Source organism: Christiangramia sp. OXR-203, assembly GCF_034372165.1.
Taxonomy (GTDB): domain Bacteria; phylum Bacteroidota; class Bacteroidia; order Flavobacteriales; family Flavobacteriaceae; genus Christiangramia.
The window spans coordinates 1,781,674-1,800,032 of the sequence record NZ_CP139698.1 but is presented as its reverse complement, the minus strand read 5'-3'; the positions used below and the strand labels follow the sequence as shown (position 1 = coordinate 1,800,032).

Sequence of the window (18,359 nt, the reverse complement as noted above, 5' to 3'; positions counted from 1 at the left end):
ATGTTTGATCAATTTGGTGCAAATGCTTCCGAAGAGAATATAAAAAGATACGAGCGATCTGAGAACTGGAAAGAAGCCAGGTTCATGAATCTGAAAAAGACTGGAATGGATATCCATATCAAAGATATTCCTAAACTATTGTACAAACAGTTTTTTGAGAAGAATGGTCGGCAGCCATCGAAAGAAATTCAGATCAAAGCTTTTAATTTACAGGAATTTTTAAAGCCTTCAGTAGATAGTAAGATGATCTGGTTCGGTCATTCTGTAATTTTGCTACGTATAAATGAGCTAACGATCCTTATAGATCCAATGTTCGGTCCTGATGCCGCGCCAATTTCACCATTTAGTATTAAGCGTTTTTCGACTAATACCTTACACATACTGGACGAACTTCCTGAGATTGACCTTGTTCTAATATCACATGATCATTACGATCATCTCGATCTTGAAAGCATAAAAAAACTTCAGCATAAAACTAAAGTTTTTCATACCGCTTTGGGCGTAGGAAGACATTTAGAAAAATGGGGTGTAGAACCTGAAAGGATCAAGGAATATGATTGGTGGGATAAAATTAATGTAGGCGGAATAGAAATTACCTTTACACCAACAAGACATTTCTCGGGTAGAGGTTTAAATGACAGAGCTCAGGGACTTTGGGGTGGTTGGAATCTAAAAACCGCTACAGAAAATATCTGGTTTAGCGGAGACAGTGGTTACGGTAGCCATTTTGTGGAGATTGGTCACAGACTGGGGCCTTTTGATTTTGGCTTTATGGAATGCGGGCAATATGATGAAAAATGGAAGCAAATTCATATGTATCCGGAAGAATGTGTGCAGGCAGCCAGGGATTCACAGGTTAAAAATATAATGCCTGTGCATTGGGCCGGTTTTGCACTCTCATTACATCACTGGTTAGATCCTGTAGAAAGATTCATTGATGCGGCAAAGGATCAGAATTATTGTATTCCGGAACCAGGAGAAATATTTACAATTCAAAGCAGCAAGAAAGTAAACTGGTGGAAGCAGTATGATTAATCGATAGCGGTAGCTGTTAGCGGAACATCATATGGAAAGGCAAAATTTCTTAAATCACTACCTTGCAACCAGTTTTTATGATCCTGAGATTTTAAAACTACTGGCATCCGCTTTTTATTATTATGAACCTTGCTCATTAAATCATTGGCTTCTGTAGTTAGGATAGAGTAGGAGTTGATGATATTATTATTTTCAGGATTCTTCCAGGTAGAGAATATTCCGGCGAAAGCAAATATCTCCTGATCCCTCGGCTCCAATATGAATTTTTGTTTGGTTTTACCTTTCGGGTCAAGCCATTGCCATTCGTAATAGGCTTCAGCAATCACGAGGCATCTATTATCTACAGAATTTCTGAAAGCTGGTTTTTCAGCTGCAGTTTCTATTTTACTATTTAAAGTCATTTTTTTAATAGTATCATCTTTAGCCCAGAAGGGAATTAAACCCCATGGGAACATTTGTATCTCACCAGGACTATCGTACGTAATTACAGGAGTTTCAGAAAAACTAAAGGCGTTGATCTCTAGTTGGGGCTGGTATTTATCTGGTTCCAAAAACCTGGCATCCAATGATTTTTCCAGGGAAAAGATCTTTTTATTCAACTTAGTACGATAACACATAAAACACTTTTTATAAATTTAAGCATTCGTTGAAACTAAGAAGATAGTTAAAAGTTAATTTAATGAAAATAGGACTCGGAGGTGGTTGCCACTGGTGTACAGAAGCAGTTTTCAAAGCTGTTAAAGGGGTATATAATGTACGACAGGGATATATTTCTGCTAAGGAATTGCCAGATCAGTTTTACGAAGGGATAATCATGAATTATGATCCAGAAATGGTAATTTTGGAAGATCTTATTCTTATCCATTTGAGAACTCATCAAAGTATGAAAGATCATAGCATGCGGCACAAATACAGGTCGGCTGTATATGTGTACAACCAATTAGAGCTGAGAAAAACCAGGCAAACTTTGAAGACAATTGAGAATAGCGCTGGGTCAAAGTTTGTAACTAGAGCCTATGAATTAGCATGCTTCAAGGAATCACGTGCTGAAATTAGAAATTACTATCAAACAGATCCTCAGCGACCATTTTGCACCAGATATATACAGCCTAAACTGGATTTACTTTTAAAGGAATTCAAAACTTTACTTAAAGAATAATGCTAATAATTAAGGGCGTATAATGCATAAGCTAAGTAAATATTGAAAACAGCATAGATAAATGATGGTGCAGATTGTATAAAATTATCCTTTATTTTTCTGCGGACGCCGTAACCGAAGATCATTAGTACCGCAAGCCCAATGGCGGAACTTATTGCCAGGATCGGTTCATAATAATAGCCTACAAGTAAACCGATAGCTCCGAGGATCTGTAATGCACCTACGAGTTTAAGGTAGCTCGTGAGACCGTAACGGATAAATTCGGTTTTCATAGGTTCCGTGGTGAAACAACTTATTCCGAAGAAAAGAAACGATATAGATGAGAAATAGACTAAGAATGTAAGAGTACTCAAGTATTCCAAGTATATATGTTTGAACTATAATTTATATTATGTAAAATAGGATATTTTACTTTACTTCCTCTTTTGAATAGAAACCTCTATAAGAAATATTATCTCGTTGATTCATTAATAACTGCAAATTAGATTTTCCATTGGGATACATCGTTAGGATATATCTAATCTGTTCAGTCCCTGTACTGGTTTCGAATCTCAATTTCACTTTATCTGCGTGACTGGAATCTATTTTAAGGTCATTTAATAATCCTTCATAACGAATACCGGCTTCAGCATTATATCCACCAGAAAACTGTCTTACTCCAAAATATGGTAAAAATATATCGATTGAATCCTTTCTAAATCTCAAATGATTATCGTTAGTCACCAGGTTGATCTGAGCGCCAAGTAGTGGTAAGGCCCAGTTATTCTCTATATCAAAAGATCTTGATTCAATCAGCGTGAGTAACTCACTCAAATCTGAAGTATTATCTTTAGTGCTTTTACAAGAAGAAATGCATATAAAGCTAAACAAGCCAAACATTAGAAGAACTAACCTCTTCATTCTTCCTCGTTTCCTTCGAGACTATCTAAAGTGTCCTGAATAGTTTGATCCTCTTCATCACTAAGACCGTCTTTCTCTTTTTTCACTCTCAGGTTACCATTTTCTCCTTTATAAAGACTCTCATCTTTTTCATTAAAATTAGAAGGTCTTCCTGAATTTTTCTGCCAGTCTGCCTGATCTTTATCGTTAGTGTTTGCCATAATTTTTTTCTTAATTTAATTAATTGAAAATCTATAACCTCAGGATTAATCTGAGTTTAACATTCGTTTTACATCTTGATATTGAATACAAATGCTCTATACTTTAGTAATGCCACGAATACTGTTGCACCAACAGCATTACCTGCCAATGCAGTTCCCAATGTTTTTAGATATACAAGAAAGGTTATCTTATCCGAAACCAGCATCCCTGCAAAAATTTCAATATGACCAATGATACTATGATGCAATCCTGTAAAGCCCATTACTGCGGTAATCAAATAAATAATCAGGATCTCTGCCGTAGTTTCCTTAGAAGAAGTGACCAGCCAGCTTAAAAGGCCCATTAACCAACCGGCCATAATAGCACTTAAAAAGATTGTTAGTATATCGTAGTCTACAAAGTGCTCACCAATTTTAGCAATTACTTCGGCTTCAAACAAGTTTAATCCGGAGCCAAGCCATGAGACCGTAAGACCCATAAGCATGCCTCCTGCCAGGTTACCGAAAATAACTACTCCCCAAATTTGGAATAAGCTCCAAACACTTCTACGATTATTTAATACCGGCAATGCTAGTAAAGAAGTCTGTTCTGTAAATAATATGGATTTTCCCAGGACAACCAGAATAAATCCAATGGGATAAACGAAAGCTATTAGTTTAAATATAGTTTCTTCAGCAACTTTGCCTTCCAGAAAGCTGAATAATGAGCATAACATAAGAAAACTGAAACCAATTTCGAGTCCTGCAGTAAATGAACTTAGTAGAATGCTACTCTTACTACGATCATAGGTTTCACAACCTTCAATGATCTGTTCTTTTAAGATCTCACCATGTGTTTTAGTCATGGTTTTATCCTGAGAATCCTGACTGTCTAATTCTTTATTTACTTTTTCAGCTTCTTCATTTTTCTGATCGTTATTCATATTTATTTTGAGTAGGGTAATGATTATTTATTTCTTAATCCAGACTTTCATCGCTTCGTCTCTACATAATTGTATCATTTTGAACTCCTGATGTCTGTTTTCCTTAGAAGAGTTATAATACAAATCTGAGTACAAAAATCCATTTTCCTTGGCATCTTCAGCAGAAGCCGCATAGTAAATATAGTCAAAATTTGCCCAATGGGCTGCTCCAAGACACATCATACATGGCTCGCAACTGGTGTACAACACGCAACCTTCCAGGTTTTTAGTCCCGAGTTGTTTACAAGCTAATTGTATTGCTCTTAATTCTGCATGCTGAGTGCAGTCCTGATCTCCAGAAACTCTATTGTAAGTTGCTGCAATGATCTCTTCTCCTTTCGTGATCACTGCTCCAAATGGACCACCGTTTTCGCTTTCAGCTCCTTCTTTTGCCAGGGAAATAGCTTTTCCCATCATCTTTTTGGGTAAGTCCTTTGTTTTCATATAACAAAAGTAATGATTGAACCTACCCAGCAATACTTGTTTTGTATTCTTTATCTATTTATTAGAAATACTTTAAGTAAGTAATAAGAATGCTCTAAATACTTTATTAAAACTTTGCTAAAAGAGCCATAACAGGCTTGGTGTCCCAAGAGATATTAGGTTAATTTAAACAATCAAAAAATTGAATTAAATGGAAACTGTATTTGAATTTGTAAACATTGATAAAAGTGAAAATCTTGAAGCTTTTACTGAAAAAAAGTTAGAGAAGCTTGAGAATAAATATGACTGGATTGTTAGAGCAAATATCTATTTCAAACATGATGAAAATCAAAAGCCGAATGGATATATTACTGAAGTTAGATTGAGTGCTCCAGGACCGGAAATATTTGCACAGTCGAACGAGAACTCCTACGAAGCATCAATTGCAGAGACTGTTCGTGATCTTGACAGACAATGCGAAAAACGTAAGGCAAAAATGAGTTCTCACTAATATTGCGATCTTGAAAATAAAAAAACCCTCTATTCAGAGGGTTTTTTTATTACTTTTAAACTGAATTAAGCAGTTAAATCTTCCTGCTCTAATTTCTCTTTGAATTCATTTATAATTCCACCTTTCAGTAGAACCTGAATTTGTCTATCACTCATAGAGTGTTTTGTTTCGAAAGTTTCCTCACTGCCACTTTCCTTTTTCACAACAACTTTAATGTTATTTCTTTCTTTAATATCTCTTTGCAGGTTTTCAAATTTCACGATGTCACCCTGCTCGATCTTTTCATAGTCAGATATATCTATAAATTCCAGTGGTAAAATTCCAAAATTCACTAAATTCTGCCATGCGATTCTGGCGTAAGAATTCGCTATTACTGCGACCTGTCCAAGGTATTTTGGAGCAATTGCAGCATGTTCTCTACTCGAACCCTGCGCATAATTATCCTTCGCAACTACTATATGACCTCCATGGCTATCTTTAGTGTCCATTGCTCGATCATAATAGGTTTCATCAATAACGGTAAATGCATACTTACTAATCTCAGGTAAATTACTTCGGAAGGGTAATACTTCAGCACCTGCCTTCAATATTTCGTCTGTAGATACGTTATCGCCCATTTTCAGAAGTACAGGTACTTCGTATTCACTTAGAATAGGGTCTATATGTGGTAAGGATTGAATATTAGGACCTTTAACTAGCTCTACATCTGTCCCATCTTCCGGAGGAGCCACTAGCATATCCGTATTAATAATCTCGATTTCAGGATGCTGAAATATAGGATATTTCATATCATATAATTTCTCCAGGTCTCTTGGATCTGTGATTTTTCCTGTTAACGCTGAAGCTGCCGCAGTTTCAGGACTACATAAATGTACCTGGTCATCTTTAGTTCCAGATCTGTCTGGAAAATTTCTAGGCATAGTCCTCAAACTGATGGTTCCGGATGCTGGTGCCTGTCCCATTCCAATACATCCCATACATCCAGATTGGTGAAACCTTGCTCCTGCCTTGATTAAGTTGGCAAAAGCTCTGTTCTCGATCATATTCTGAATCATTTGTCTTGATGTTGGATTTATATCAAATGATACATCTGTATTAACAGATTTCCCTTCTACAATTGCTCCAGCGATCCAGAAGTCTCTAAGTCCAGGATTCGCTGAAGACCCAATAACTACCTGGCTAATACTTTTACCTGCAACTTCAGAAACTGGAACAACATTACCCGGACTGGTTGGAAATGCTATTAGGGGAATAAGATCATCAAGAATAATTTCATCATGATATTCATACTCACAACCTTCATCTGCCAGCAGTTCCACCCAATCTGATTCTCTATCCTGAGATTTCAAAAATCTTTTTGTTTCTTCATCACTAGGAAAAACAGTAGTCGTAGCTCCAAGTTCTGCTCCCATGTTTGCGATCACGTGGCGGTCCATGGCGCTTAGATTCTTAAGACCATCTCCATAATACTCGATAACCTTCCCTACTCCGCCTTTCACATCGTAACGTCTAAGCATTTCCAGAATCACATCCTTTGCACTCACCCAATCTGGTAATTTTCCAGTTAGTTTAACTCCCATCACCTCAGGCATCTTTACGAAATATGGCTGACCTGCAATTGCTGACGCAACATCAAGACCTCCAGTACCTATCGCTAACATTCCCAAAGAACCGGCTGCCGGAGTATGACTATCAGATCCTACCATGGTTTTTCCTGGCTTTCCAAATCTTTGCATGTGAACAGGATGGCTTACCCCATTTCCCGGCCTACTATACCATAGACCAAATCTTTCAGCTGCAGAATGTAGAAATAGGTGATCATCAGCATTTTTAAAATCGGTTTGTAGCAGGTTATGATCTACATATTGTACTGCAACTTCAGTCTGAGCTTTCTTAAGTCCCATCGCTTCCAACTCCAATTGTACAAGAGTTCCTGTAGCATCCTGAAGTAGTGCCTGATCTATTTTTATTCCTATTTCCTTCCCGGGAGTCATCTCCCCTTCCAGTAAATGTTCTTTGATTAATTTTTGAGTGACATTCAATTTTGACATAGTTGGTTAATTTATTCTTTAAATTAGAAAGTTTTAGCTGAAGTCAGCAGCAGTTTAACAGAACCTTAGTTTAAGTAAGTGTTTTTTGGATTCTTGTGCTTAGTGGTAGTAGTGCATTTTCTTTATGTTCAGTTAGCTATTTTCTAGCTTGTTTTAAGATTGCAGAAATTGAATCGATAAGGTCTCTGGAGATTCTACATACTCTTATGTTTCAAGTTTTCTCATAAAAAAAGGTTGCTTTTGAGAGAAACTACATCGACGGATTTGCTGAATTCAGGGCAATCGTGATCGTGTAAGATCTATCTAAACAACCTTTTATATTATATATTGATACTTCAGAAACTAGCTCTTTCCAAGAGTGTTTAGAATATCAATTTGATTTCCTTCTTCTAAATTGAAACCTGGTTTTCCCTTTCGAGGAAATAAAAAGCTGAATTCTGTGTCGAAAGCAGCCCAGCTCTCAGCTAATCCGTAATCGTTATTTGCATTAGTTTTTTCAGGTCTGGAGAACGTAGTGAGATCAGAAGAATAATCAGATCCTACAGCATCTTCTCCTGGAAATAGCATTCCGTCATTAATTTCGGAATAAACAACTACAGAAGCGCCACTAGCACCAGGAAGATCGAAAATATTGATAGAGAAACTGTCCAGCACGGGATCTCTTTTTGTGATATCTTTTGTCTTAAAATCGTCCTTAATATTATTTCTTGGATGAGCATAAATAGCAGCACCACCAGCATCTTCAGAAATAGTTTTCAAATCTGCATAGGCAGTCTCAAGTATAGCGTCACAGGTGATCAAAATACCTTTGATCTGGTAACCTTCTTCCACGAATTTTTTTACCGCAGCTTTTGATGATTTTTCAACAACGTCAATTAATAGGATGTCTCTTCTATTTAAATGTCTAATTGCGTAACCTTGATTATACTTACCATCCACTTCATCTCCTTTGATAAGAAAAGTATCCGGGATCATTTTCAAAAATTTTCCCTGTTCGCCTTGTTCAATAAACTCAGCTGACTGACTGTGAACGATCTCCATTTTATCTACTTGCTTCATAATTTTAATTTTTGATTTCTCGATTGAAGATACAAAAGAGGTGCAGAGACAACAATGGAGTTTTTAAATGTTTAACTGCTTTTAGCAGTTAATTAACGGAAAGCAAATTGCAGCAAACCTGCCATGGTGGGTGATCGAAATAGGTAAGCTGTTATTGGTGTTCTTCACAAACAATTCTGGAATTCCCAAGTTGTTTTTACAGAGTTCAATGTTTCGAAGATCTAGGTCTGTTCGAATGGAAAACTCTTTTAAAAAATCAGACTTATAATTTGGAGAGTATGGGAGTTTAATATGTTCTAAATTTTTAAACTCCAGCCAGGAGTAAATTTGATTCTCGTCGTTTTCCAAATTAATTATATATGTATTCTTATCTTTTATAACATATAGCTTATCAAGATCGCATTCATAACTTATTGGATCAAGTCTGGCAGGGAGTTGAAAAAGTCTTTGATGAGCTTTATAGGCTGTTTCCTTCATCGACCACATTTTCCAGATTGCCAGTTCCGGATTAGGGTGTAAATGAATTTGCGTAATTTCATTCTTTGTAAAAACTTTGGATAAAAAGCGATCATTCTTTAACCTTGGTTTATCCAGTGCGATCTCAAGATCTATAATATCATTTCCAATGATCAATCATCCAGTTTTTTGACGATGATATCCCTGGCATCACCTACAGTCATCATTCCGTCCATGGATTCATTGTCGATTTCAATATCAAATTCATCTTCAACATCCAGCACTACGTCAACCAGATTAGCAGAATTGATCTCAAGGTCATTTAAAAAGTTGGTGCTTTCATCGAATTCAGATAAGCCTTCTGTACGCTGAGTATATGGAGTGACAATTGTTTTAATCTTAGAAATTATATCCTGATTGGTCATTAGCTATTTTTTATACCGTTTAAAGATAGTGACCGCATTTACATCTCCAAAACCAAAACTGGCTTTAGCTGCGATATTAATACCAAAATCTAATGTTTTCTTCGGAATACAGGAGCCATCGATTAAATCAATTATATCTGGATGAACATCTTCACAGTTAATATTCCCGAATACATATTGATTTTTAATCTGAAGTATACTAGCAACACTTTCAATTGAACCAGAAGCACTCAAACAGTGTCCGGTCATGCCTTTCAGGGAATTAATCTTCGGAAATTTTTCTCCTGAAAGTCCGAGTGCAGAAGTCCAGTTCTCGATTTCTGTAGCATCTCTGGTAGTAGCTGTGAGATGTCCATTTATATAGTCTATATCTTCAGCCTGAATTCCAGCAAAACTAATAGCATCCTTTATACATCTTTGCACAGCTTCATTATTTGCTGCGGTCATACTTCCACCAGCTCTCTGACCGCCACTATTGATAGCTCCCCCAAGTACTTCCGCATAAATATTTGCTCCTCTTTGCAAAGCAGATTCCAGCGATTCAAGCAGCAGAGCTCCTGCTCCACTTCCCGGCACAAATCCAGAAGCAGTTGCACTCATAGGTCTGGAAGCTTCTTCTGGATTATCATTGTATTTCCCCGGAAGAATCCTCATCGCGTCAAATCCTCCCCAAACATAAGGTCCATCATCACCGCAACTTCCAACCAGCATTCTTTGAGCCTTCCCTGAAATTATCCGGTCATATCCAAGGATAATCGCTTCATTTCCTGTAGTACATGCGGAAGAATTTGTTGTTACCTGGTTACCGCAACCTAGCATTCCTCCTAAGTAAGCACTAATACCGCTAGCCATCGTCTGGATTACACTCGTGCTTCCCAATCTTCTGGTTTTCCCGGCATCAATCAGATGGATCGCTTGTCTAAATTTGTCGACTCCAAGGATTCCAGTGCCAAAAATGATCCCTGAATTCCAGTCTGGATCCTCTTCCGAAGAAATTGGAAGCATGGCATCCTTCCACGCATCTACGCCAGCCATCACTCCATAAATGAGTCCGCTGCTATTCAAGCCTTTTTGCTGAAGCGGATTAAAATACTGGTCTATCATCTCTTGAGTAACCGGTGGCTTCCCTCCTATCTGGCAACTGAAATTAAGATCTTTTAGATTCTGGTAGAATTTGATTCCGCTATTGCCATTCCTCAAAGCCTGGTCAAATTGATCAATTCCAATTGCATTAGGCGCGGCAACACCCAATCCAGTAATCACTACTCTTCTACTCATGATTCAGCTTTTAAAATCATTCCCGAAATTTCACCCCGGCATATAATGTTTTCTTCAGTATCAGTCATGATCACCACGCACTTTAATTTATTAAATCTAAAGTATTTTTTTTCAGACTTTACGAATACTTTTTCGCCAGGATAAACGGGTTTAATAAATTCCACATTAGAAGAAGTCATAGCGATGCGAGGGGTTGCAGAAGCCTCACTCTGCTTACTTAACAAGTAGATACCAAGGGAGACCACACCAATTTGCGCCATACATTCAGCCAGGATCACTCCCGGAGTTACAGGATTAACCTTGAAATGGCCACGATAAAAATCATGGGATTTATTGAAAAGGTAATTACCTTCAATAGTATTCTCGCTGACAGACGTGATTTCGTCTACGAATAGAAAAGGTGCTGAATAAGGTAGTTTGGAGGTTATTTCTATACTTTTCAAGAACTGCGAATTTACATTAAGTGCTCACCACCATTAACAGGGATGATACTCCCGGTAATCCAGGATGCTTCATCTTTACTCAGTAAATAGACAACGTTTGCGACATCATCCGGGACTGTTAATCTTTTGAATGGATTGTGTTTCAAAGCATGTTCCCTAAGAGTTTGATTGCCCGGAATCATCTGGAAAGATCTAGTAACCGTTATACCCGCCTGAATACAATTTGCGCGAATTCCTTTTTCAGCAAACTCAAGAGCGATCCCTCTGGTTAAGGATTCCAGAGTTACTTTTGCTGCTGAAACTGCTGCATAATTTTTCCATGCCTTTTTATTTCCTTCACTGGTAAAAGCGATCACACGGGCATCTTTCGCGAAAAGGTCATTTCTATATAGTTCCTGAGTCCAGTCATACAGGCTTAATGCCATGGCATCTATGGTCAACTGAAAGTCGATATTACTCAGAGTTTGTTCATCTCCTAGCATAGGTTTTAAATTACCCTTTGCGATACTATGTAAAAGGGTTCTTACCTTACCATGCTTACCAAGAGATTTCTTGATATTTAAAACGAGTTCATTCCGGTTCTCCTTCTGAATTGCATCTGTATTAAAACTGCGAAATTCCACACCAGTTTTACGTATACTTTCAAAAGCTTCTTCTATATCTTCAATTTCAGATCTTCTGTCGCGGTGGATTATAATAATATTCATTCCGTGGTTTGCAAGCTTCTTTGCACTCGCATACCCAAGACCGCTACTACCTCCAAGTATTACCGCCCAATAATCTGTATTTCTGAAGTCTTTTACCATTCTATCAAAATTCGTTGAGCAGAAAAACCAGGTCCAAAACTTAACATCAATCCCTGTTCACCCTTAGCAATATCTTTATCCAGAAATCTTTCCAGAACGTAAAGTACCGTGGCGCTGCTCATATTTCCGAATAATTTCAACACTTCGCGAGTATCGTCAATATTCTTACCTAAGTTACCAAAAAGTTCAGAAACTGTCTGCACTATTTTTTTCCCACCAGGATGAAATATTAAATGATCCACTTTTTGTATAGAAGATCCATGTTTTTCGAGAAACGGATGAACGATTTTCGGAAAATGCTTGGATATAGTTTCAGGAACCGCCGGATCAAGAATCATTTGCAGACCTTCATTCTTGAGATCAAAGCCCATCATTTGTGTCGCATCATAGAAATGGTACATTTCTTCTCCAATAATTCTCGGGCTATCAAGACCTTCTTCAGAAGAAAGTAATACACAAGCCGCCCCATCCCCGAAAATTGCGGCACTTACCATATTCGCCATACTTAGATCTGAAAGTTGAAAAGTAGCCGTAGGACTTTCAACAGCAATCACAGCGGCACGTTTTCCTGGATTTGATTTCAAAAAATTTTGAGCGTATATCATTCCAGAAATACCTGCCGCACATCCCATTTCGGTAACCGGCAAACGAGTAACATCCTGTTTCAATTTTAATTCATTGATCAAATAAGCATCCAGAGAAGGAATCATGATCCCGGTACAACTTACGGTTATGATAAAATCGATACTTTGAGCATCCCAGTTTGCAGCAGCCAACGACTTTTTTAAAACCTGGCTACCCAGCTTCTTAACCTCTCTTACATAAATATTATTTTTATCCTCAAATGAAGTTGCAGTAAAGACTTCCTCAGGATCCATGATCGAATAGCGCCTATCTACGGCTGCACCTTCAAAAATCTTAACAATTTTTCTACGGAATCTGTCATCCTGGTCACCAAGCCAATCTTCTACCAGAGGTATGATATCCTTGGTTTCCCGAAAATATTCCGGTAATTGCTTTTCAACGTTTACTATATGTACACTCATTCTATTATTTGTTAATGATCCATAGATATCTGAAAGCCCATTTCCATTCGATCGAGTAGGTATCAACTTTAATAGCATTCATATATTTATTTATATCATGTTCTTTAAAACCTCGCAAAATTGAGATGAGACCATCTTTCCTGGCAATTTCATTGTTCACAAATACCGCGCAGAACATTTTAAACAATCTGTAAGCTATTGCTGAACGTTGCAGGTCATTGATGATCACTGCTATTTTAGACTGATCGTAGAACTGATGCAAAATTTCCGGAATCTGGGAATCCTTGAAATGATGTAATGTTAGCGTACACATCACAACATCAAAATTTGAGCTGCGAAATTCTGAGCTAAAGATATTCTGAGCTGCAAAGTATATTTCAGGATATTCTTTGGATAGATTCTGTGCAATCTCGATGGCATATGCATTGGCATCTACTCCTGTAAGTTTTAGTTTTAACTTTTCCTTTCTGCCCCAATCTGCTATTTTACGTAACATTGCTCCATTACCACAACCTACATCTACGATTGAGATTTCTGTATTTTTATCAAGATCCAGTTTCTTCAGACCATCTATACTAATTTGATTACCGCCCAGCCAGGAATTGACCTTTTCAAGATCCTCCAGAGTTATTCTCAATTCTTCACCTCTAAAGTCAAAATCGTCCATGATTTCAGGCTCGAGAGATCGTTTTGTTGTATCTATTTTAGACATGCATTTCTTTTCCGTGGGTTAGTTTTATGATCTTCGGAAGTAATCCGGGCACATGCTGTACAAAACTTTGTGAAATATTACTCAGCTTTTCCTGCATTAGTACCTTCTGAAGTATCCTGCCAGTTTTCATTCTTGTTCTAAAATTATTTTTCCAGGAATGAGTATAATTTGATTCTATTCTTTCCCGGTCGTTAGGATCTAGCTTGAACTCTAATAATGCTTCCGAAGCCAGCTTAGCGCTACGTATGGCCATCGCCATTCCGTTACCTGATAATGGATGAATTAGACCTGCCGCGTCCCCGATCATGATCATATGATTTTCGAACATTTTCTTATTTTCAAATGAAATTTGGGCGATACTCAAAGGTTTTTCGAAGACCATGGTTGAATTCTGAAAAAAATCCTCTAAAAATGGATTACGGCTAAGAACCTTGTTCTCAAATGCTTTAATATTTCCATGTTTCTGAAATGATTCATAAGTCGCCAGATAACAGACATTCACAGTATCAAGATCGGTTCTTGACAGTCCGCAATATCCTCCTCGAAAGTTATGCAGTGCTACCAGATCATCAGGAAAATCCTTGTTATCGTAATGGGCCTTAACACCCATCCATGCAGATCTTTTATTTATAAAGGATCGCTTAAGAATCTTGTCAAGACTGGACCTCTTGCCATATGCCCCGAGTACAAAATTTGCTTCGAGAGTTTTACCGTTCTTGCAATGAACTGAAAAAATGTTCTCCTGAAATTTACAATTTTCAGCAGTTGTCTGAATAATTTCACCTCCTACTTTTAAAAATCTTTGGAATAAAAGATGATCTAGAGTATACCTACTAATACCCATTCCTCCAAGATCTAGCTCGCATTCAAGTGCATGCCCTCTCTGTGTGCTAAATTGCATCCTTGCAAGTTCTGGGATATGAATACTCTGTAAATCAAGGCCTAGAAATTCCAAATACGATTTTACTTCATTGGACAAGTATTCTCCACATACCCTATGTCTTGGATATGAGTCTTTTTCAATCAGGCAAACATTAGCACCAGCATTTATGAGATGTATCCCTGCTACAAGACCTGCTAGTCCTCCTCCCAGTATAATAACATCTCTTGAATTCATTTTTTGAATTTAGCTATTAATCATAAAAAATCCCGGCATAAACCGGGATCTTTCACAATTAATTTAAAATAAAATCTTAGTTACCATCTTGCTGCTCGGCCTGTTCCTTAGCCTCTTCTTTTAATTCTTCATTAGCTACAATAGCAAGCTCTACTCTTCTATTCTTTGCTCTTCCATCAGCAGTAGAGTTATCGTACTTTGGTTGAGTTTCACCATACCATTTTGTAGTAAATCTTCCTTTTTCAATTCCGTTATCTACAAGGTAGCCAGTAACCGCTTGTGCTCTGTTTTTTGATAAGGTTAGGTTATAACTGTCACTACCTGTATTATCGGTATGACCTTCAACCAGAACATTTGTTTGAGGATACTCTTTAAAAATACCAGCGAGCTTATTCAACGTTTCCTGGGATTTTGCGTTGATTGCATATTTCTCGGTATCGAAATAAACTCCGCTATTTTCGTCAAATGTGACGTTAATCCCTTCACCAACTCTTTCAACTTCCGCTCCAGGAATCTCATTCTCGATCTTTTTAGCCTGTTCATCCATTCTATTTCCAATAATAGCTCCGGCTGCACCACCAACAACGCCACCAATGATGGATCCAAGAGCAGTATTACCATCACCCGTGTTGTTACCTATTACGCCACCAATTACGGCTCCGCCTGCAGTACCTATCACAGCACCTTTTTGCTTATTATTTGCGTTCTGTACTGCATCACATCCAAATAAAAGTGTGGATGCAAAAAGTATTACGAACATTCTATTAATTACTGTTTTCATAGCTTTCTGTATAATTAAAGTTTAGTAAAATTCATTTTGATTGTAAACGGTGAGCCATCAAGACTAACTGTTTGTGACCAGGTCATATTAGTATCAGTTAAACTCTGTAAGTTCAGTCTGAATCCTTCATTTCCTGTCGTAGATTTGTAATCTTCATTAGTAGGCTTCAGAAGAAAATCGTATATCCCCTGAGGGGTGTTCTCTTCATCGATAGACCAGATGAACTGGTTCGTTTCTCCATCACAACCTGTACCCGAAACTGTGTAAGTTCCACGGTTATTATTGGAAACAAAGTCCCAGTTACTGTTCTCGAAACAGGAAGCCTGAGCTTCGTTGAAAAGAGTCACATTGAATTGGCCCGGATTATTTGGATAAGTAACACTTGTTAATATCCATTGACCATCAAAGCTCTTTCTAGCCTCTTTGGCAACTTTACTCGTTCCTCCACAGGAAGCAAGTAGTCCAATTGTTGCAAGTAAAATAAATATCTTTTTCATGTAGGATTTGATTTAAAAGTAAAAATCCAATGTGACAAGGATTGTTCCGAAGCACATTGGATTTAAAATGTTATTGTTCGATTATCTTCTGAATAAACGACTTAGTAATGAGATTACCAGTAGTACAAGGAAGATGTAAAAAATTATCTTCGCGATATCTGCTGCACCGTCTGCAATTCCTCCAAAACCGAAGATTGCGGCAACGATTGCAATAATCAGAAAAATGACGATTAAACGTACCATAATGTATAGATTTATTGATTAGTTGAATCTAAATTACAGTAGTAGTAAGGCGTCAACAAAAGATTATTAATTATTTAACAGAGAATGTGTTAACTATTCTTAATTATCTCAATTTAATGATAAAAGCTTGCTAATAATTCAATAATTCCTGTAATTTTAATTTGAAGCGATCCTTTGGCAAATACTGGTTTTCCAGCTCCTTTGCGAATGGTATTGGTGTTTCCAAAGAACCCACTCTATATACTGGAGCATCAAGACTTTCAAAACAATTCTCAGTGATCATGGCAGCAATTTCTGAAGCAAAACTACCCGTTAGTGAATCCTCTGTTAGTACGATCACTTTTCCTGTTTTTGTGACTGATTCACAAATTGCTTCCTTGTCAAGTGGTTGTAAACTTCGAAGGTCCAGAAGGTCTGCAGAATCCACTTCCAACTCATCCAGAATTTCCATAGCCCAATGAACACCTGCTCCGTAAGTGATTATAGTAACATCGCTACCTTCTCTAATTAAGGAAGCTTTTCCGAATTCTGCAGTGTAATACCCTTCTGGAACTTCCTGCCTGATACTTCGATAAAGCGCTTTGTGCTCGAAATATAATACGGGATTAGGATCATTAAAGGCTGTATTCAACAAACCTTTAGCATCTGCAGGAAAAGCAGGATAGATGATTTTTAACCCGGGGATTTTTGTAAACCAGGCTTCGTTGGTCTGGCTATGGAATGGTCCTGCACCTACACTACCCCCGCATGGCATTCTGATGACGACATCGGCATTTTGGTTCCATCGGTAATTTACTTTTGCAAGGTAATTTACGATTGGATTGAATCCCGAACTTACAAAATCACTAAATTGCATTTCAACCATAGCTTTCATACCCTTTATGGATAGACCCATGGCTGTGCTAACTATTGCCGATTCACATATGGGCGTATTGCGGATTCTTTCCTTACCATATTTAGCAAGCAAACCGTCGGTAATCTTAAAAACACCACCATAATCTGCAATATCCTGTCCCATAAGCACAAGATTGGGGTGACGTTCCATAGATTCTGAAACAGATGCAGCAATGGCATCTATAAATCTTAATTCTGAAGTTGTAGATGCAGGCTGAACTTCTTCATATTCATAATTTGCATACACATCCTTTAATTCAGTTTCCAGATTTGCGGAAACGATTGGTTCAGAATTGGCGATTTCGAGATGTTGGTTGATCTCCTGTAATATTTTTTCTTTTATTCCTGAAATATGATCTAGTGATATAATATTATTTTCAAGAAGGTAATTTTCAAAATTGAGCACGGGATCCTTTGCCTGCCACTCATCCATTAATTCCTTCGGAACATATTTGGTACCACTGGCTTCCTCATGTCCTCTCATTCTAAAAGTCTTGAATTCCACAAGAACCGGCCTGGGTTCTTTCCGCATACTTTCAGCTATTGCAGAGATTTTCTCATAAACTTCGAGAATATTATTGCCATCTATGATATGCGCCTCCATCCCATAGCCAGCACCGCGATCTGCAAGATCCTTACATCTATACTGTTCCGTAGTCGGAGTTGAGAGTCCGTAACCATTATTCTCGATACAGAACAAAACTGGTAGATCCCAAACCGAGGCAATATTCAGTGCTTCATGAAAATCACCTTCACTAGTACCACCCTCACCAGTGAAAACTGCAGTTACAGATCCTTCTTTTTTGAGTTTGCTAGCAAGTGCAATACCATCTGCCACTCCAAGCTGTGGTCCCAGATGAGAGATCATTCCTACTATATTGAATTCCTGTGTTCCAAAATGAAAACTCCGGTCTCTACCTTTTGTAAAACCAGAAGCTTTCCCCTGCCATTGAGCGAACAACCGTTTCAATGGAATTTCACGGGTAGTGAAAACACCGAGATTTCGATGCATAGGTAAAATATACTCGTGCTTGGATAAAGCCTTGGTTACTCCTACAGAAATCGCCTCCTGCCCAATTCCACTAAACCATTTACTAATCTTACCCTGACGCAGCAAGATCAACATCTTTTCTTCGATCATTCTGGGTTTTAATAGCGCAGAATACAGATCCTGAAGAGTCTCGGTATCATGATTGCTGGAATTGTATAGTATTTTGGTTTGTGAAGTATCTACAGAAGACATATATTATAATTTGTTCGATAAATGTAAGTAAAATTATAAAGTTGAATGGATGCTAAAAATCCATGAATTACTTAATTTTACTTAACTTTGTTTGTTACCTAAAATTTTAAAAGCGCTA

Annotated in this window: 23 protein-coding genes; 3 read left to right on the top strand and 20 right to left on the bottom strand. The window is 37.6% G+C overall.

All coding sequences use genetic code 11. From position 1 onward, the window contains the following. Positions 1-1,035 (top strand): MBL fold metallo-hydrolase, encoded by a 1,035-nt coding sequence (locus T8I65_RS08195; RefSeq protein ID WP_322300234.1) that lies wholly within the window; start codon positions 1-3, stop codon positions 1,033-1,035. Here the strand turns inward: T8I65_RS08195 and T8I65_RS08190 are convergent. Next, positions 1,032-1,652, bottom strand: coding sequence for an SOS response-associated peptidase (locus T8I65_RS08190; RefSeq protein ID WP_322300233.1), 621 nt, complete (start codon positions 1,650-1,652; stop codon positions 1,032-1,034). The two genes, T8I65_RS08195 and T8I65_RS08190, sit on opposite strands and share 4 nt — an antisense overlap. 62 nt (positions 1,653-1,714) lie before the next feature. On the opposite strand from T8I65_RS08190, the gene T8I65_RS08185 reads away from it, so the two are divergent. Further along, the gene (locus tag T8I65_RS08185) at positions 1,715-2,194 is read left to right on the top strand and encodes a peptide-methionine (S)-S-oxide reductase (protein WP_322300232.1); all 480 of its coding nucleotides are present in this window, start codon (positions 1,715-1,717) and stop codon (positions 2,192-2,194) included. A 2-nt stretch (positions 2,195-2,196) separates the two neighbouring features. Here T8I65_RS08185 and T8I65_RS08180 read toward each other — a convergent pair whose 3' ends face one another. The 5 genes from T8I65_RS08180 to T8I65_RS08160 all read right to left on the bottom strand — a co-directional run bounded on the left by T8I65_RS08180 (position 2,197) and on the right by T8I65_RS08160 (position 4,700). Further along, on the bottom strand, positions 2,197-2,556 hold the full coding sequence (locus T8I65_RS08180; protein ID WP_322300231.1) for a DoxX family protein: 360 nt from the start codon (positions 2,554-2,556) through the stop codon (positions 2,197-2,199). 46 nt (positions 2,557-2,602) lie between these two features. Beyond that, positions 2,603-3,094, bottom strand: coding sequence for a DUF4251 domain-containing protein (locus T8I65_RS08175; RefSeq protein WP_322300230.1), 492 nt, complete (start codon positions 3,092-3,094; stop codon positions 2,603-2,605). Beyond that, entirely contained in the window at positions 3,091-3,294 is a 204-nt protein-coding gene (locus tag T8I65_RS08170; RefSeq protein WP_322300229.1) for a hypothetical protein, read from the bottom strand. The genes T8I65_RS08175 and T8I65_RS08170 overlap by 4 nt, the downstream gene beginning before the upstream one ends. A 68-nt stretch (positions 3,295-3,362) precedes the next feature. Next, positions 3,363-4,217 (bottom strand): formate/nitrite transporter family protein, encoded by an 855-nt coding sequence (locus T8I65_RS08165; RefSeq protein ID WP_322300228.1) that lies wholly within the window; start codon positions 4,215-4,217, stop codon positions 3,363-3,365. 27 nt (positions 4,218-4,244) lie between these two features. Continuing rightward, positions 4,245-4,700 (bottom strand): nucleoside deaminase, encoded by a 456-nt coding sequence (locus T8I65_RS08160; protein WP_322300227.1) that lies wholly within the window; start codon positions 4,698-4,700, stop codon positions 4,245-4,247. Positions 4,701-4,890: 190 nt separating this feature from the next. Here T8I65_RS08160 and T8I65_RS08155 point away from each other — a divergent pair, with 190 nt between their 5' ends. After that, the gene (locus T8I65_RS08155) at positions 4,891-5,190 is read left to right on the top strand and encodes an HPF/RaiA family ribosome-associated protein (RefSeq protein ID WP_026916205.1); all 300 of its coding nucleotides are present in this window, start codon (positions 4,891-4,893) and stop codon (positions 5,188-5,190) included. A gap of 65 nt (positions 5,191-5,255) precedes the next feature. Here the strand turns inward: T8I65_RS08155 and T8I65_RS08150 are convergent, their stop codons facing one another. The 14 genes from T8I65_RS08150 to T8I65_RS08085 all read right to left on the bottom strand — a co-directional run bounded on the left by T8I65_RS08150 (position 5,256) and on the right by T8I65_RS08085 (position 18,241). Then, entirely contained in the window at positions 5,256-7,241 is a 1,986-nt protein-coding gene (locus T8I65_RS08150) for an aconitate hydratase (RefSeq protein WP_322300226.1), read from the bottom strand. Between the two features lie 342 nt (positions 7,242-7,583). Further along, positions 7,584-8,300, bottom strand: a complete 717-nt coding sequence (locus tag T8I65_RS08145; protein ID WP_322300225.1) for a hypothetical protein — start codon at positions 8,298-8,300, stop codon at positions 7,584-7,586. Between the two features lie 81 nt (positions 8,301-8,381). Beyond that, positions 8,382-8,933, bottom strand: coding sequence for a 4'-phosphopantetheinyl transferase superfamily protein (locus T8I65_RS08140; RefSeq protein ID WP_322300224.1), 552 nt, complete (start codon positions 8,931-8,933; stop codon positions 8,382-8,384). Then, positions 8,930-9,181 (bottom strand): acyl carrier protein, encoded by a 252-nt coding sequence (locus T8I65_RS08135; protein ID WP_322300223.1) that lies wholly within the window; start codon positions 9,179-9,181, stop codon positions 8,930-8,932. Before T8I65_RS08135 ends, T8I65_RS08140 begins: the two co-directional genes overlap by 4 nt. A gap of 3 nt (positions 9,182-9,184) precedes the next feature. Beyond that, entirely contained in the window at positions 9,185-10,459 is a 1,275-nt protein-coding gene (locus tag T8I65_RS08130; protein ID WP_322300222.1) for a beta-ketoacyl-[acyl-carrier-protein] synthase family protein, read from the bottom strand. Then, entirely contained in the window at positions 10,456-10,902 is a 447-nt protein-coding gene (locus tag T8I65_RS08125; protein WP_322300221.1) for a 3-hydroxyacyl-ACP dehydratase FabZ family protein, read from the bottom strand. The genes T8I65_RS08130 and T8I65_RS08125 overlap by 4 nt, the downstream gene beginning before the upstream one ends. 11 nt (positions 10,903-10,913) lie before the next feature. Further along, positions 10,914-11,708 (bottom strand): SDR family oxidoreductase, encoded by a 795-nt coding sequence (locus tag T8I65_RS08120; RefSeq protein ID WP_322300220.1) that lies wholly within the window; start codon positions 11,706-11,708, stop codon positions 10,914-10,916. After that, positions 11,702-12,754: a type III polyketide synthase gene (locus T8I65_RS08115; RefSeq protein ID WP_322300219.1), complete on the bottom strand. Its 1,053-nt coding sequence runs from the start codon at positions 12,752-12,754 to the stop codon at positions 11,702-11,704. Before T8I65_RS08115 ends, T8I65_RS08120 begins: the two co-directional genes overlap by 7 nt. A 4-nt stretch (positions 12,755-12,758) precedes the next feature. After that, positions 12,759-13,466 carry a methyltransferase domain-containing protein gene (locus T8I65_RS08110; protein WP_322300218.1) on the bottom strand — a complete coding sequence of 236 codons (708 nt, stop codon included), beginning with the start codon at positions 13,464-13,466 and terminating at the stop codon, positions 12,759-12,761. After that, positions 13,459-14,583 carry an NAD(P)/FAD-dependent oxidoreductase gene (locus T8I65_RS08105; RefSeq protein ID WP_322300217.1) on the bottom strand — a complete coding sequence of 375 codons (1,125 nt, stop codon included), beginning with the start codon at positions 14,581-14,583 and terminating at the stop codon, positions 13,459-13,461. Before T8I65_RS08105 ends, T8I65_RS08110 begins: the two co-directional genes overlap by 8 nt. Positions 14,584-14,659: 76 nt before the next feature. Then, the gene (locus T8I65_RS08100) at positions 14,660-15,364 is read right to left on the bottom strand and encodes an OmpA family protein (RefSeq protein ID WP_322300216.1); all 705 of its coding nucleotides are present in this window, start codon (positions 15,362-15,364) and stop codon (positions 14,660-14,662) included. A gap of 14 nt (positions 15,365-15,378) precedes the next feature. Further along, complete coding sequence (locus T8I65_RS08095) at positions 15,379-15,861, bottom strand: lipocalin family protein (protein WP_322300215.1); 483 nt, start codon at positions 15,859-15,861, stop codon at positions 15,379-15,381. 81 nt (positions 15,862-15,942) lie between these two features. Beyond that, positions 15,943-16,104 (bottom strand): DUF1328 domain-containing protein, encoded by a 162-nt coding sequence (locus tag T8I65_RS08090; RefSeq protein ID WP_026916217.1) that lies wholly within the window; start codon positions 16,102-16,104, stop codon positions 15,943-15,945. Between the two features lie 130 nt (positions 16,105-16,234). Continuing rightward, a complete protein-coding gene (locus T8I65_RS08085) occupies positions 16,235-18,241 on the bottom strand; it encodes a dehydrogenase E1 component subunit alpha/beta (protein ID WP_322300214.1) in 2,007 nt (668 codons plus the stop codon). Between the last annotated feature and the right edge of the window lie 118 nt (positions 18,242-18,359).